Raw genomic sequence first — 15,307 nt, forward strand, 5'->3', positions numbered from 1 at the left:
GACGCGGACACCGACGGCAGTTGAAGGGGTTTCACGAGTGGCCGCCAAGCGACGTAAAGACCCGCTATGGGCGCGTCTCATCCTCGTCTTCGGTGCGGTTCTCGTGGTGTTGAGCGGCGGCACGCTGGTCGCCGCGCAGACCGTGATCGCCCGTGCGGAGGGCTCGATCACCCAGGGCTCGCTGCTCCAGGGCGACGCGGCCGCGGCGGACGGCGAGTCGGGCAACAACATCGACGGCGCGGTCAACCTTTTGTTGGTCGGCATCGACGCCCGCGAGGAGGGCTCCTCGGTCACGTCGGTCCTCTCCGACACGATCATCATCCTGCACATTCCGGAGACGCACGACCAGGCCTACCTGATCTCGATCCCGCGTGACTGGCGGGTGGAGATGCCGCCGTACGAGAAGGTCGGCTTCGTGGGGGCCACCGGGAAGATCAACTCGGCGTTCTCGTTCGGCTACGAGAACGGCGGCACCGAGCTGGAGAAGCGCAGCAACGGCATGGCCGTGCTCTCCAACACGCTCAACAAGATCACCGGCATCAAGTTCAACGGCGCGGCGATCATCGACTTCAGCGGCTTCGAGAGCGTCATCCACGCGATGGGCGGCGTCGACATGTGCGTCGACGAGGAGGCCGAGTCGGCCCACCTGGGCGTCGACGCGGACGGCAAGCTCGTCCAGGGGTGGTACTCGGAGACGTACGGCATCCAGCTCCCGCCCGGCGTCAAGCCGCTGGTGCACAAGAAGGGCTGCCGCAAGATGAGCTCGACCGAGGCGCTGGACTACGCGCGCATCCGGAAGAGTCTCAGCGACGGCGACTACGGCCGCCAGCGCCACCAGCAGCAGCTGATCAAGGCGATCGCCAAGCAGGCCACCTCCACCGGCGTGCTGACCGACCTGGGCAAGCTGGACGGCCTGACCAAGGCCGCGGGCGAGGCGTTCGTGCTGGACACCGGCGGCATCCCGCCGGCGGACTTCATCTTCACGCTCAAGGGCGTGGCCGCGAACGACCTGATGCTGATCAAGACGAACGCCGGCAATCTGAACTCGATCACCGTCGACGGGCAGTCGTTCGAGCAGCTCGACGGCGAGTCGATGGACATGCTGTCGGCGGCGAAGAACGGCACGCTCGGCACGTTCCTGATCGAGCACCCGCAGTTCATCGCGAAGTCCAACTGACCGGCGGGGAGCGCAACCCCGGCAGCCTCGTTAACCAGGTGATGTCCGTATCGTCATCACCTGGGAGAGTCTGGCATGCATGTCCGGTACCGCCCTGACTCCCCGGCCGTACCCCGCTGGAACGCGCCGACGCGCGTCCAGACGATCGTCCGGCCGATCATGGCGCCGGAGCGCACGCCGGAACCGCGACCCGTGGGCGGCCACCGTCGCCGCGTCCGCCGCCGGGGCAGCCCGCTCTGGGCCCGCCTGTGCGTGCTGCTCGGCGCGGTGCTGCTGGTGCTCAGCAGCGGCGCGCTGGCCGGCGCGCAGGTGCTGATCGGCCGGGCGACCGAGAGCATCACCCAGGACGACCTGCTCGGCGGCGGCGGCAAGGGCGCGGCCGAGGGCGGGCCGAGCCTGGACGGCGCGATCGACATGCTGCTGCTCGGCGTGGACGTGCGGGAGAACTGGAAGGAGAACAACACCCGCGCCGACACGATCGTCATCCTGCACATCCCGGCCACGCACGACCGGGCGTTCCTGATCTCGGTGCCGCGCGACACGCTGGCGGAGATCCCGCCGTACGAGAAGAACGGCTTCGCCGGCGCCACCGCGAAGATCAACGACGCGTTCTACTACGGCGCGCAGAACGGCGGCGACTGGGCCGGCGGCGCGCAGCTGATGGCGGAGACCCTGAAGAACGCGACCGGCATCGGCTTCGACGGCGCCGCGATCATCGACTTCGGCGGCTTCAAGAACGTGATCGACGAGCTCGGCGGCGTCCGGATGTGCGTGGACGAGCGGACCGTCTCGCACCACATGGTCATGGTCGACGGCGAGCAGCTCTACAAGGTGGACGCCCGCAAGGCCGGCAAGCGCCGGTACGCCGAGGAGGTCGTCTACGAGAAGGGCTGCCAGCAGATGAACGGCACCCAGGCGCTCGACTTCTCCCGTCAGCGCTACAGCCTCAGCGACGGCGACTACGGCCGGCAGCGCCACCAGCAGCAGATGATCAAGGCGATCGTACGGAAGGCCGCGAGCAGCGGTGTCACCTCCAACCCGCTGCTGGTCGACCAGCTCATCCACGCGGCCGGCGCGGCGTTCACGCTGGACACCGGCGGCATCCCGGTGGCGGACTTCATCTTCACGCTCAAGGGCGTGGCGGTGGGCGACCTGATGACGCTCAACACCAATGGGGGCAGATTCAACCCCGTCACGGTCGACGGTACGGAGTACGAGCAGCTCTCCGAGCTGAGCCAGCGCATGTTCGAGGCGGTCCGGGAGGACCGGCTGACCGAGTTCGTGATCGAGAACCCCGAGGTCATTTCCCGGAGCTGACGCGCCGTACGCTGGGGGACGTGTTTGGATCTCAGGTTCCCAGCGTGACCGCCGCCGAGGTGCCGGACGGCGCCTACCTGCTCGACGTCCGTGAGCAGGACGAATGGGACGCCGGCCACGCGCCGGGCGCCCACCACCTGCCGATGCAGGAGATCCCGGTGCGGATCGAGGAGGTGCCGGCCGACGGCGACGTGATCGTGGTCTGCCGGGTGGGCGGCCGCAGCTCGCAGGTGGTGAACTACCTGCTCAACAACGGTTGGGACAACGTCCGCAACCTCACCGGCGGCATGAAGGCGTGGGAGGCGGCGTCCCGCCCGATGGTCACCGACGACGGGAATCCCGCACGCGTGATCTGACGGCCCGGCGCGTCGAGTGTGACGCTCGGCGCCCTTCGGTGACCGTCCACTGCCGCAAGTCCCCCACAGCGAGGCAGACTCAGAACATGCCGGACCGTCCCGACTATGCCGCTTTCATCGCCGGGCACACCGCTGTCATCAACCTGATCAACTCGGGTGCGTCCGGGGTCACCGCCCTGAACCGCCTGCTGGAGGTCGTGCAGACGGCGCTCGGTGCGCGCGGCGTGTCGTTCGCGGAGTACGGTCCGAGCCGCGGCCGCATCGTGGCCACCAGCGGCGCGTCCAGCTGGGCGCTCGGGCGGATGGTCGACCACGCGGACCCGGCCATCGCCCGGCTGCTGTCCGGTCCGGCGACCAACGAGGTCCCGGTCACGGCGCTGCCCGCGGAGCTGGCCGCGCAGCTCACCGCGCGCGGCATCCGGCGCATGCTCGCCGCCCGGGTCGAGGCCGGCGGGCTCGCGCTCGGCTCGCTGCACGCGTTCTTCTCGGACGGCGACGAGCCCAGCTCGCCGGAGGCGCACGCGCTGCTCGGGTACGTCGCGGTCTCCGTCGCCCACCTCTACGGCGACCAGTCCGGCCTGCCGGTGCACGGCGACGGCCCGGTGGTGGCCGCGCTCGCGGACGGGCTGGCGGTCGTCGACTCCCAGGGTTACGTACGGCTGTGGAACCCCGCGGCCGAGCGGGTCACCGGCCGGACCGCCGCGCAGGCGCTGAACCGGCCGCTGCCGTTCCCGGCGCCGCCGACCGGCCGGGTGATCGACCACCGCATGCCGGACGGCCGCTGGCTGAAGATCGCGGCCGGGGACCTGCCGGGCCGCTCGTACTCCCGCGTGGTCACGTTCCGCGACATCAGCGACCAGCACCAGCTCAACCACGACTGGGACCTGTTCCTGGCGGTCACCAGCCACGAGCTGCGCACGCCGGTGACCGTGATCAAGGGGTACGCGGACACGCTCACCGGCCACTGGGACGCGCTGGCGGACGCGGACCGCCGCGAGGCCGCGCGCGCGATCGGCCAGCGCTCCACCGACCTGGCCCGGCTGGTGGACCGGCTGCTGGCCACCACCGGCGGCCTGGGTCCGGTGGGCGGCGGCGCGCCGGTGCCGTTCGACGTGGTGGAGGCGCTGCGCGCGGCCGTCTCCGGGCTGCCCGGCGACCTGCGCCGGCGGGTCACCATGGACGTGCCGGAGGACCTGCCCAAGGCGTTCGGCGACCGGGCCTCGATCGCCACCGTGGTGACCGAGCTGGCGACGAACGCCGGCAAGTACGCGGAGGGTGACTCCCCGATCGAGCTGACCGCGGAGTCCGACGAGCAGACCGTGGCGTTCCGGGTTAGCGACCGGGGCATCGGGGTACGTCCTGAGCACGTGGAACGCGCATTCGACCGCTTCTGGCAGGGAGAATCGGGTGACCACCGCCGCTACCCCGGTGCCGGGCTCGGACTGTTCCTGGTCCGCCGGATCGTGGAGCGGCAGAACGGGTGGGCCTCCATCCGGCCCCGGCCGGGCGGGGGCGCGATCGTAGAGGTGCGCCTCCCCCGCGGCTGACCCGCGTCCGCCACGGTCGGGGCCATGGTCGAGACTGCGAGGGGGCGGCGCATGACGGCCGTGCAACAGGAGAACGGAAGCGACGGTTCGTCCGCGGTCGACATCCGGTCCCGGAGTCTCGTGGTGCCACACCACGCCCAGGGCGTCCGGGCCGCGCGGCGCCGGCTCGCCCAGGAACTGACCGGATCGGTCGCCGCACACCTGCTGTGTGACGTGGTCACCGTGGTCGCGGAACTGCTCAGCAACGCGATACGGCACGCGCGCCCGCTGCCCGGCGGCGTGATCCGGCTGAGCTGGCGGCTGCGCCGCTCCCCCGCCGCCCCCGGCCGCCTCGGCGACGCGCCGGTGCTGGAGGTCCGGGTGACCGACGGCGGCGCCGCGACCGGGCCGCGCATGCGCCCCGCCGGACCGCGCTCGATCGACGGCCGCGGGCTGGGCATCGTGGCCGCGCTGTCGCACTGCTGGGGCACCGACCGAGACCAGCACGGGCACTCGGTGTGGGCCGAGTTCAGCCTCGCGTAGCGAAAATCCCGCCGACGGGACCCGTGCCGCGCGCGACGCCCCGCGGGCCGACCGCCTAGGCTGAGTCGCCGTGAGCAAGCGCCGTAGGAACACTCAGTCCGCCGCCGACGCGGCACCGAAGCGCCAGAAGGTCCGGGACATCTTCGTGCACCGGCCGTTCGAGGGCCTGGCCGACGAACCGGAGTGGGTCGCGCTGCGCGAGCTGGTCCCGGCCGCGTCCGCCCCGCTGCGCCTGGCCCCCGATCTGGTGGAGAAGTACGGCGAGCGCAGCGTCACGCTCGCGACCGTGCTGCCGATGGCGTGGCCCGCGATGACCCGCCCGGACGGGCGCGTCTTCATCGGCCTTCAGCGGCACATCCAGTCCGGCGACGTCTCCCGGGACCTGGCCGCCGCGCTGCTCTCCGCGCTGGACACCACGCCCGGCAGCACCGTCTCCGTGCCGGCGCTGCCCGGCCCCGGGCCGCGGCTGCAGGACGTGCTCGCGGACGGTCCGCTGGAGATCACCATGCACGACGGGTTCGAGTTCTGGCTCGAGGAGGGCGCGGCCGACGACCCGTCCGTGAAGGCGTCGCTGGAGCGGGCCAACGCGTCCGTCTACCCGACGGTGCGGCTCGCCGCGGCGCCCGCGGCGTACTGGTGTCGCGTGCCGGAGAAGTCCCACGTGCGGTGGGTGTTGCCGGACAACGAGGACGCGGCGCTGAACGCGCTGGCCCGGCTGAGCGCGGCCGGTGAGCTCAAGCTCGGCGAGGAGACCAAGTTCGCCGGCATGTTCCGCGCGCACGGGCTGCTGACGCCGGTGTGGGATCTGCCGGTGGAGCCCGCGGCCGCGGAGTGGGAGTCCCCGCTGGCGGACTTCGCGAAGCGGTACGCGGAGGCGCTCGCGGATGACACACTGGACGGTGCGGCACGGCGCGCCAAGCAGGGGCTTCTCGGCCGTCAGCTCACACTGCGCTGATCGTTACCGAGCCTTTTCGGACAGTCGGCTCGCGGCGGTGTGCGCCATGTGGGAAAAAGGTGAATAGCGCGGATTCATGTCTCACTCCGCAGAATTCAGGGGTCTGGGTCTTGCATCCGTGCCGGGTCAACCACGTACCGTAGTGTCACGACAACCAATGGGACCTTTTGCCGGAGGTACCGATGTCTGTCTTTTCCGCTCGTACAACCGTCCCCACTCAACGTGCGCTCACCACCGGCGAGACCCGTCCCCGCCAGGATGACGGACTCCCGGTGCCGCTGGACGCCGTGCGTCCGGGCCCCATGGAGTGGGCCCGACGCCGCCGTGCCGAGCGGGATGCCCGCCGCATCGAGGCCGCCGGTCACCGCGCGCTGTCGCGTCTGGACCGTCTCGGCCCCGCCTGGCACATCGTCGACTGGCCCCGTGCCGACATGCCCAGCCAGCTGCTCGACGTGGACACCGCGCCGGACGAGCGCGCCGGATTCCTGGCGATCGGCCCGGGCGGCATCTTCGCGGTCGCGGTCGCGGACCACGGCCGGGCTCGCGTGCTGATCGCGGGCGACGTCGTGCAGATCAACGGGAAGCGGCCGAACTACGTGGCCGAGGCCAAGCGCGACGCCAAGCGCGCCGCCAAGGCGCTCTCCGCCGCGGTCGGCCACCCGATCCCGGTCACCCCCGTGCTCACGTTCGTGGGCACCGGCGTGATCAGCGTCTACGGCCTGCCCAAGGACTGTCTCGTCGCCACCGACCGTGAGCTGGACCGGCTGTTGGTCGCCGGCGGCGCGCGGATCAGCGCGGAGACCGCCAGCAAGCTCACCCAGGTCGCGGAGCACCCGTCCACCTGGCTGAACGCGCCGTACCGGGCCGCCGCGGAGAACTACCGCTGGTACGCCGAAGGTCGGACCGCGGCTGACAAGCGCACGCCGCGCCGGTAACGTTTCAAATCGGTAACGCCGCGAAGGCACGCCGCGAACGACGCACGGCGGGCCGGACGGCAGGGCTGATCACCTCGCACGGTGATCGGCGTCCGCCGCCCGGCCCGCCATGGTCTGTCGGCATCCCGCCACGGCCGAAGCGATCTTTCGGGGCTAGAGTTGTCGAGTCCGGCCCGGCCACGGTCCGTCGACACAGGGTTGGGAGGCGTGTGTTGGCACACCAGATCGAGCTGTCGCTCTCCGGGCACCAGTTCGCGTCGCCGGTCGCCGCGCATCCGTCCGGCATGGCGGGGTGGGCCGCGGTCGCCGCGTCCGCCACCGAGCAGTGCCTGGTGATCGACACCGACCTGGCGATCGTCGCGGCGTCGCCGTCCTGCTGCGCCCTGCTCGGCATGGGTGACCCGGTCGAGGTGGTCGGGCGCCCGCTGCTCGACGTGCTACGGCTGATCGACTTCACCGCCAACCGGAACGCGCTGACCGAGTCGGACATCGACAAGATCCCGCCGCTGCTCGCGGTGACGTCCGGGCGGCTGGCCCGCGGCCTGATGCGCGTCGACGGCGCGGCCGAGCCGGGCACGGACGAGACGGTCGACGGCATCGCGACGCCGCTCTTCCAGGACGCGGCGGTCAGCGGCTCGCTCACGTTCTTCGCGCAGATCACGTAAGTTTTGGTCCTCGGCGATCCGCCGTGACGGGCTTACCATCTGTCTTCGTGCCGGTCTCGCGTACCCTCATCGCGCTCGCGCTTCCCGTGGTGAGCGCGGCGCTGATCGCCGCGTGCGGCACTCCACCGGGGCTCGAGCAGCCGACCACCCGCCCGCGCGCCGGGGTGTCCGCCGCCGCGTCCGTGCCGGTGCTCGACGTGCCCTCCATGCCGCTGCCGTGGCTGACCCCGACCGCCTCCCCCACCGAGGGGTACGCGGAGTCCGTGCTGGTCCCGTGCCAGGGTGATCCGGGCGCGGCCGACGTGATCGCGGTGCTGCGGGGCACGGGCGGCCTGGTGTCGGCCGCCGGCGGCGCCCGGGTGAGCAGCGGGCCGTTCTGCGCCGGCACGTGGCAGCTCAGCCTGGTCACCGTGCCGGACGCGGAGCCGCTGTTCGTGGTGACCAGCGGCACGCCGGACACGCTGAAGCTGGTCACCGCGGGGACGAACGTGTGCACGCCCCGGGTGCGCGGCGCCGCACCGTCCGCGCTCCGGGCGGTGGCCTGCGCGGAGGCGCCGCTGCCGACCGCCACGCCGCTCCCGACGGTCTCCCCCACGGCCTCCCCGACTGCCTCCCCGACGCCGACGGCGGCGTTCCAGATCTAAAGTCGGAGACATGCGGTACGTGTATCTGGGACCCGAGGCCACGTTCACCGAGCAGGCGCTGCTCACGGTGGAGGAGGCGGTGGCCGGCGAGCGGGTGCCCGCGCGCAGCGTGCCCGAGGCGCTGGACGCGGTGCGCGCCGGCGAGGCGGACGCGGCGCTGGTCCCGCTGGAGAACTCGATCGGCGGCGCGGTCCCGATCACGCTGGACGAGCTGATCGCGAGCGGGCCGCTGATGATCACGCGCGAGGTGGTGATCCCGGTCGAGTTCGTGCTGGGCGCGCGTACCGGCACACCGCTCGCCGCGATCCGGACCGTGGCCGCGCACCCGCAGGCGTCCACCCAGTGCCGCAACTGGCTCCGCACCCACCTGCCGGAGGCCGAGATCACGGACGTGCTGTCCAACTCCGCCGCGGCGATCGCGGCCGCGGCCGGCGAGTTCGACGCCGCGATCTGCGCGCCGCTCGGTGCCGCGCGCTACGAGCTGGCCGTGCTGGCCGACAAGATCGCCGACCACGCCCACGCGGTGACGCGGTTCGCGCTGGTCACCCGCCCGGCCGCACCGCCGGCGCCGACCGGGGACGATCTCACCTCGCTGGCGCTGATGATCCGGCACGATCAGGTCGGCGCGCTGCTGAGCGTGCTGACCGAGCTCTCCGTCCGGGGCATCAACCTGACCCGGATCGAGTCCCGGCCCACCGGCGAGCAGCTCGGCCGGTACGTGTTCTTCCTGGACTGCGCCGGCCACGTGGCGGAGACCCGCTTCGGCGAGGCGCTGCAGGGCCTGCGCCGGGTCTGCGCGGACGTGCGGTTCCTCGGCTCGTACCCGCGCCACCGCTGGACCCCGGAACTCGACCACCCGGTTCCGGCCCCCGCGGGCCTCTCCGACGACGCCTTCGCCGCCTCCGCCGCCTGGGTCGACCGCCTCCGCCACGGCGACTACTGACCCACGCGGGCGACCGGTACCTCGCCGAGTCCGCCGGGCCCCGGGTGGCCGTCCGCCGGGCGGAGACCGCATCACGAGCCCTCCCGGGCCCCGAGCGACCAAGCCCAGGCGACCAGACTCGGCGGAGATCCCAAGGCCGCCCAGCCCCACCGGGTCCAGGCGATCGAGCCCGCCGGGACCCGGGCGACGACGCCCACCGGCCCCGGGCGACCGCTTCTCGACGGAACCCGCGCCGCACCGGGAGCCCGGGCGACCAAGCCCCGTCGATACCGGCCCTACCGAGTTCAGGCGACCGAGCCCGGCCGGGAGCCCGGGCGACGAAGCACGCCGGCGCCTACGGAACCCGCGCCGCGCCGGGAGCCCGCGAGCCCCGCGGGAGCGCGGCCCTTTCGGGACCAGCGGCGGGACCGGCTCCGATGCGGCGTCCGAGCGGCGGCGAGGCCGCCGCGAGGTTTGCCCGCGGGAGCGTGCGGGCCGCACCGGGCCGGGAGTGGGAAGATCCGCTTCTGGGTTTGTCAGTCGAGGAGGCCGCCGAGGAGGCCGCCGCCGCTGTTGCTCTGGCCACCGATGACCGTGCCGCCCGGCGGCTCCTCGGAGGGCTGGACCACGACGAAGCCCTGGCCGGCGAAGCTCATCGTGAAGGCCTCGCCGGTGGAGCGGCCGAGGAGCGTGCCGATGCCGAGCTGGTCGGCGCGGTGGTAGCCGGTCTGGAGGTTGGCGGACCAGGCGATGGCGGCCTGCGGGTCGACGTAGGTGGGCGCGTCGATGTTGAGCACGACGGGCGTGCCGTTGGAGGTGACCGCGATCCGGCCGTAACCGGTGAAGACGCAGTTGAAGAGGCCGGCGGAGGACATCATGCCCATGCCCTGGACCATCTTGATGTCGTAGTTGAGCGTGGGGTCGAACGCCAGCACGTTGGCGCCGTTGATCGACAGCGCGTCGCCGGGCTCGAGGTCGATGATGTGGATGTCGGAGGCGCGGTCGGCCAGGAAGAGGTCACCGTGGCCGGAGACCTTCATCAGCGGCACACCCTCGCCGGTGAGCTGCTTCTTGATGAACTTGCCGAGGCCGCCGGAGCCGAGCGCCTGGAACTGCATCTGTCCCTGGTACGCCACCATCGTGCCGGTCCGGGCCATCATCTCGCCGTTGAGCTGGTACTTCAGCATCTTCGAGTTCTGCAGCCGCATGCCGGGGTGCTGATCCTGGTTGTTCTCCAGGTTCTCAGCGGAGAAGAGGGCACTGCGCATTGGTTCCTCCAGCCAGACCGAACTGTTCCGACATCGAGCCTAGATCGGTCGTTCAACCCCAGCCGAGGTCGTGCAGGCGCGCGTCGTCGATGCCGAAGTGGTGGGCGATCTCGTGCACCACGGTCACCGCGACCTCGTCGACCACGTCGTCCTCGCTGTCGCAGACGCGCAGGATCGGGCGCCGGTAGATGGTGATCCGGTCGGGCAGCACACCCGCGTAGTCCCAGCCCCGCTCGGTCAGCGCGTGGCCCTCGTAGAGGCCGAGCAGCTCCGGCTCGCCCGGCGGGGAGTCGTCCTCGACCAGGATGACGACGTTGTCCATCAGCCGGAGCAGTTCCTCCGGCACCTCGTCGAGCGCCTCGCCGACGAGCTCCTCGAAGCGGTCGCGGTCCATCTCCACGGGCACGCGACCAACTATGCCAGCGCCGGGCCGGCCGATCACCGGCCCGGAACCGGCGGTCAGGCGAGTTTCGCGGAGAGCGTGATTTCCTGCACGCCCGGCGCGAGCAGGCGGGAGATCGGGCAGTTGGCCTTGGCCTCCTCCGCGATCTTCAGGAACGTCGACTCGTCGATGCCGGGCACGTCGCCGGTGGTCTCCAGGTCGATCTTGGTGACGGAGAAGCCCGCGTCCGTCTGGCCCATGTGGACCTTGGCGGTGGAGTCGACGGACGTCGGCGTGAAGCCGGCGTCGGACAGGGCCTTGGAGAACGCCATCGAGAAGCAGCCGGCGTGTGCGGCGCCGATCAGCTCCTCCGGGTTCGTACCCTCGCCCTCCTCGAAGCGGGACTTGAACGAGTAGTTGCCCTGGAGGCCGCCCTTGCCGGTGCGGACCGTCCCGGAACCGTCGGTGAGATTGCCCTGCCAGCGCGCAGAGCCAGAGCGAATTGGCATACGTCAGACGCTAGCCCAATCCGGGCCCCGGTGCGTCCACGCCACGAAAGACGCGAAACGCGGTGAGCGGCGGATTCCGGGGAACCCGCAACCGGCGCCGGGACTGTGACGTCATGTCCAAGGGAGCTGAGTTCCCAGGCCCGCGTGACACAATCCTTCGGAGGGAGGCGGATCCTCATGGAGCAGCAGACGCCCCGGGAGCCCGGCGCCGCGATCAACGGCCATCCGGTGCCCGAACTGCTCGACCACGGTGGCGGCGAGGAGCCGACGGCCCCGCCCGCCCGGCCCTCGCGGTGGCGCGCCCGCCTCCGGCCGGACCGGTTCGTGCTCCGCGGCCTGGCAGCGCTCGGCGCGGCCGGCCTGTTCGGCTCGCTCATCACCGCGTGGCAGCGCTACGAGCTGCAGGTGGAGGAGGCGGACATCGTCGACCCGGAGGGGATTTCGCCGATCCTGGTGCACCTGAGCCAGCTGGGCGTGCTCGCGTACGGGTTCCTCGGCGCCGCGATCGCGCTGGCCGGGTGCGTCGCGCTGGCGCTGTTCGGCCGCGTCTCCGGGCGCGGCCAGGCCCGGGTGCTGGCGCTCGCCATGGCCGGTGCCGCGCTGGCCTGCGCGACCGCGCTGGTGGTCGCGGCCGACTCGGACATGATTCAGGTCGGCGGGCTGATCTACACCTCCGGCGACTCCCGCTTCGAGCTGCACACCGAGAACGGCACCTGGTTCGGCATCGGCGGCGTGGCGCTGCTCGGGATCGTGGCGTGGTTCGTCCCGCGCCCGCGCGGCGAGGACCTGCCGCCGGCCTCGGCCGGCGGGCCGGAGCGCGACCCGGACGCGGACGAGTGGCGGCGGCCGGTGGCGCCGCGGCACGCGGACGAGACGCCGGCCTCGCCGCTGGACCTGAGCGTGGAACCGGTCGAGCCGTTCCACCGGTTCACGGACGACCGGCGGGAGCCGTGGCGCTAGGGATATCGGAGTGAGCCTCTCCCGGGTCCCCGGTAGGCTCAACACCCGTGATTGATCTGCGCCTGCTTCGTGACAACCCGGACGCGCTCCGAGCGAGCCAGCGCCTGCGGGGTGAGTCGGACTCCGTCGTCGACGATCTGCTGGCGGCGGACGAGTCCCGGCGGTCCGCGGTGCAGCGGTTCGAGGCGCTGCGCGCGGAGCAGAGGACGCTCGGCAAGCAGATCCCGAAGGCCGCGCCGGACGAGAAGGCCGCACTGCTGGCCCGCACCAAGGACCTGGCCGCCGAGGTCAAGGCCGCGGAGGCCGGCGTCACCGAGGCCGAGGCGGAGCTGAAGCGCGCGCAGTACGCGATCCCGAACCTGGTCGAGGAGGGCGCACCGCCCGGCGGCGAGGACGACTACGTGGTGCTGCGCGAGGTCACGCCGGACGGCCGGCTGGGCGTGGACCGCGACCCGGGCTTCAAGATCAAGGACCACCTGGAGCTGGGCGAGTCGCTCGGCGCGATCGACATGGAGCGCGGGGCGAAGGTCTCGGGCAGCCGGTTCTACTACCTGACCGGCGTCGGCGCGCTGCTGGAGCTGGCGCTGCTGCAGATGGCGATCGCGCAGTCGGTGGAGTACGGCTTCACCCCGATCATCACGCCGGTGCTGGTCAAGCCGGAGTCGATGGAGGGCACCGGCTTCCTGGGCGCGCACGCCAGCGAGGTCTACCGGCTGGAGGCGGACGACCTCTACCTGGTCGGCACGTCGGAGGTGCCGCTGGCGGCGTACCACAGCAACGAGATCCTGGACCTGTCCGAGCCCCGGCGGTACGCGGGCTGGTCGACCTGCTTCCGGCGCGAGGCCGGGTCGTACGGGCGGGACACCCGGGGCATCATCCGGGTGCACCAGTTCGACAAGGTGGAGATGTTCAGCTACTGCCGGCCGGAGGAGGCGCAGGAGGAGCACAAGCGCCTGCTGGCCTGGGAGGAGCAGATGCTGGCCAAGTGCGAGCTGCCGTACCGGGTGATCGACACCGCGGCCGGTGACCTCGGCACCAGCGCGTCCCGCAAGTACGACTGCGAGGCGTGGGTGCCGTCGCAGGGTGCGTACCGGGAGCTGACCTCCACGTCGAACTGCACCACGTTCCAGGCCCGCCGGCTCAACGTGCGGTACCGGGACGCGGACGGCAAGACGCAGACCGCGGCCACGCTGAACGGGACGCTCGCCACCACCCGGTGGATCGTCGCGATCCTGGAGAACCACCAGCAGGCGGACGGCTCGGTGCGCGTGCCGAAGATGCTGCAGCCGTTCCTGGGCGGTCGCGAGGTGCTGGAGCCGGTCGCCAAGCGCTGATCTTTCCGTACCCTGCCTGTTGATTGCCGCGTCACAGAGAAGTCGTGGTGGCGTAGCAATCAGTGAGCTATCGTTGCTCTCCCCCGCCGCCGGGAGCGGACCCGCCGTTCCCGGTGCGGGCAGGCGAGGGAGGTTGTCGTGGCTGGTCAGACCGCAGTCGTGTCACGAACTAAGGGCCTTGGGACGGTGCGGGCCGGGTTGCCCAAGCTGATCGCCACCGACCTCGACGGGACGCTCGTCCGCAGCGACGACACCGTCTCGGACTTCACGCACGCGGTGCTGGACCGGGTGCGCGCGGCCGGCATACCCGTGGTCGGCGCCACCGGTCGCGGTCCGCGGCTGACCGAGCTGACCCGCAACGACATCCGGGACGCGGACTTCCTGGTGATGGCCGGCGGCGGGCGCGTGGTGGACCAGCGCGACCCGCGCGAGCCGGTGGTGCTGCGCGACGCCCGGCTCCCCTCCGCGGACCTGACCCGCGCGCTCACGCTGCTGGAGGAGGCGGCGGAGGGCGCGCTGCTGGTGATGGTCGAGGCGTCCGACGAGCACGACGCGCCGCTCTGGGGTGACCTCGACCCCCATTGGCGGTACGACCGGATAGAGCGGCGGTCCCGCGTCGAGTGCCTGGACTGCGACGTGATCAAGGCGTTCGCCCGGGCACCGCACCTGGACGTGGACGACCTGCTGGCCCGCGCGCAGCGGGTGATCCCGCCGTCGCTGGCCTCCGTCACGCAGGCCGGCCTCGGATACGTGGAGATCGCCCCGCCCGGCGTGGACAAGGCGAGCGGACTGGCCGTGGTCGCGGAGCACCTCGGGGTCGACCCGGCGGACGTGCTCGTCTTCGGCGACATGCCCAACGACCTGCCGATGTTCCGCTGGGCCGGCTGGGGCCGGGTCGCGGTGACGAACGCGCACCCGAGCGTGCGCGCGGTCGCCGACGAGATCACGCTGCGCAACGACGACGACGGTGTGGCGGTCTACCTCGATCGGCTACTCTCCCACTGATGAACAGCCTCCCGCGCCTGGTCGCCACGGACATCGATGGCACGCTGGTGCGGAGCGACCGGACGATCAGCGCACGCACGATCGCCACGCTGGAGCGGGTGACCGCGTCCGGCGTGCCGGTCGTGCTGGTCACCGGCCGGCCGATCCGCTGGCTGCACCAGGTCTACGAGCAGTTGAGCGCGCCGATCCCGGCGGTCTGCGCGAACGGTGCGGTGATCTACGACCCGGACACGGACACGCCGCTGCACACCGCGCCGATGGAGCCGGAGATCCTGTCCCGGATCGCGGAGCGGCTGCGCGCGGAGATCCCGGGCGTGGTGCTGGCGGTGGAGATCGAGGACAGCCGGCACATGCTCCACGAGCAGGAGTGGCCGGTCCGGTACGAGTCCGGCCTGCCCACCATCCGGGTGGTCGGCTCGCCCGAGGAGATCACCTCCGCGCCCGCGGTGAAGATGCTGGCCCGGTCCGGCAGCGAGGACGCGGACGGGTTCACCGCGCTGGTCAACGGCGCGCTGAAGGGGCTGGCGGAGGCGACCCACTCGTCGTACTCCGGGCTGGTGGAGATCTCCGCGGTCGGCGTGACCAAGGCGGCCGGGCTGGAGTGGTACTGCCGCCGGCACGGCGTGGACGCGGCGGACGTGATCGCCTTCGGCGACATGCCCAACGACCTGCCGATGCTCACCTGGGTGGGCCGGCCGGTGGCGATGGCGAACGCGCACCCGGCCGTGCTGGAGATCGCCGCGGACACCGCCCTGACGAACGACGAGGACGGTGTCGCGGCGTACCTGGAGAAGGTCTTCGATCTCTAG

17 protein-coding genes are annotated in these 15,307 nt (G+C 71.9%); 14 read left to right on the top strand and 3 right to left on the bottom strand.

The window, feature by feature from the left end; genetic code table 11:
- The first annotated feature begins 103 nt into the window (after positions 1-103).
- From J2S41_RS33645 to pheA, 10 genes are all read left to right on the top strand, one after another.
- Positions 104-1,177, top strand: a complete 1,074-nt coding sequence (locus J2S41_RS33645; RefSeq protein ID WP_310374053.1) for an LCP family protein — start codon at positions 104-106, stop codon at positions 1,175-1,177.
- Positions 1,178-1,252: 75 nt separating this feature from the next.
- Positions 1,253-2,494, top strand: coding sequence for an LCP family protein (locus tag J2S41_RS33650; RefSeq protein ID WP_310374055.1), 1,242 nt, complete (start codon positions 1,253-1,255; stop codon positions 2,492-2,494).
- Between the two features lie 20 nt (positions 2,495-2,514).
- A complete protein-coding gene (locus tag J2S41_RS33655) occupies positions 2,515-2,850 on the top strand; it encodes a rhodanese-like domain-containing protein (RefSeq protein WP_310374057.1) in 336 nt (111 codons plus the stop codon).
- An 86-nt stretch (positions 2,851-2,936) separates the two neighbouring features.
- Positions 2,937-4,397, top strand: a complete 1,461-nt coding sequence (locus J2S41_RS33660; RefSeq protein WP_310374059.1) for a sensor histidine kinase — start codon at positions 2,937-2,939, stop codon at positions 4,395-4,397.
- 51 nt (positions 4,398-4,448) lie between these two features.
- Positions 4,449-4,919: an ATP-binding protein gene (locus J2S41_RS33665; RefSeq protein ID WP_310374061.1), complete on the top strand. Its 471-nt coding sequence runs from the start codon at positions 4,449-4,451 to the stop codon at positions 4,917-4,919.
- A gap of 70 nt (positions 4,920-4,989) precedes the next feature.
- Entirely contained in the window at positions 4,990-5,874 is an 885-nt protein-coding gene (locus J2S41_RS33670) for a DUF5926 family protein (RefSeq protein ID WP_310374063.1), read from the top strand.
- 182 nt (positions 5,875-6,056) lie between these two features.
- Entirely contained in the window at positions 6,057-6,809 is a 753-nt protein-coding gene (locus tag J2S41_RS33675) for a hypothetical protein (protein WP_310374064.1), read from the top strand.
- A gap of 212 nt (positions 6,810-7,021) precedes the next feature.
- Positions 7,022-7,474 carry a PAS domain-containing protein gene (locus J2S41_RS33680; RefSeq protein WP_310374065.1) on the top strand — a complete coding sequence of 151 codons (453 nt, stop codon included), beginning with the start codon at positions 7,022-7,024 and terminating at the stop codon, positions 7,472-7,474.
- 47 nt (positions 7,475-7,521) lie between these two features.
- Positions 7,522-8,118 carry a hypothetical protein gene (locus J2S41_RS33685; RefSeq protein ID WP_310374066.1) on the top strand — a complete coding sequence of 199 codons (597 nt, stop codon included), beginning with the start codon at positions 7,522-7,524 and terminating at the stop codon, positions 8,116-8,118.
- A gap of 10 nt (positions 8,119-8,128) precedes the next feature.
- A complete protein-coding gene (gene pheA, locus J2S41_RS33690) occupies positions 8,129-9,061 on the top strand; it encodes a prephenate dehydratase (protein WP_310374067.1) in 933 nt (310 codons plus the stop codon).
- Between the two features lie 515 nt (positions 9,062-9,576).
- Here the strand turns inward: pheA and J2S41_RS33695 are convergent.
- Genes J2S41_RS33695 through J2S41_RS33705 form a run of 3 tightly spaced genes read right to left on the bottom strand, consistent with a single transcriptional unit; the run spans position 9,577 to position 11,199 of the window.
- Positions 9,577-10,308 (bottom strand): AIM24 family protein, encoded by a 732-nt coding sequence (locus J2S41_RS33695; protein ID WP_310374068.1) that lies wholly within the window; start codon positions 10,306-10,308, stop codon positions 9,577-9,579.
- 52 nt (positions 10,309-10,360) lie between these two features.
- The gene (locus tag J2S41_RS33700; RefSeq protein ID WP_310376715.1) at positions 10,361-10,708 is read right to left on the bottom strand and encodes a metallopeptidase family protein; all 348 of its coding nucleotides are present in this window, start codon (positions 10,706-10,708) and stop codon (positions 10,361-10,363) included.
- 59 nt (positions 10,709-10,767) lie between these two features.
- On the bottom strand, positions 10,768-11,199 hold the full coding sequence (locus J2S41_RS33705; protein WP_310374069.1) for an OsmC family protein: 432 nt from the start codon (positions 11,197-11,199) through the stop codon (positions 10,768-10,770).
- A 177-nt stretch (positions 11,200-11,376) separates the two neighbouring features.
- Here J2S41_RS33705 and J2S41_RS33710 point away from each other — a divergent pair, with 177 nt between their 5' ends.
- The 4 genes from J2S41_RS33710 (at position 11,377) to J2S41_RS33725 (ending at position 15,307) form a co-directional block, all read left to right on the top strand.
- Positions 11,377-12,159 carry a hypothetical protein gene (locus J2S41_RS33710; protein WP_310374071.1) on the top strand — a complete coding sequence of 261 codons (783 nt, stop codon included), beginning with the start codon at positions 11,377-11,379 and terminating at the stop codon, positions 12,157-12,159.
- Positions 12,160-12,206: 47 nt separating this feature from the next.
- On the top strand, positions 12,207-13,493 hold the full coding sequence (gene serS, locus J2S41_RS33715) for a serine--tRNA ligase (protein ID WP_310374073.1): 1,287 nt from the start codon (positions 12,207-12,209) through the stop codon (positions 13,491-13,493).
- Between the two features lie 186 nt (positions 13,494-13,679).
- Complete coding sequence (locus J2S41_RS33720; protein WP_310376717.1) at positions 13,680-14,498, top strand: HAD family hydrolase; 819 nt, start codon at positions 13,680-13,682, stop codon at positions 14,496-14,498.
- Positions 14,498-15,307 carry an HAD family hydrolase gene (locus J2S41_RS33725; RefSeq protein ID WP_310374074.1) on the top strand — a complete coding sequence of 270 codons (810 nt, stop codon included), beginning with the start codon at positions 14,498-14,500 and terminating at the stop codon, positions 15,305-15,307. Before J2S41_RS33720 ends, J2S41_RS33725 begins: the two co-directional genes overlap by 1 nt.

Origin of the sequence: Catenuloplanes atrovinosus (assembly GCF_031458235.1) — a bacterium.
GTDB classification, from domain to species: domain Bacteria; phylum Actinomycetota; class Actinomycetes; order Mycobacteriales; family Micromonosporaceae; genus Catenuloplanes; species Catenuloplanes atrovinosus.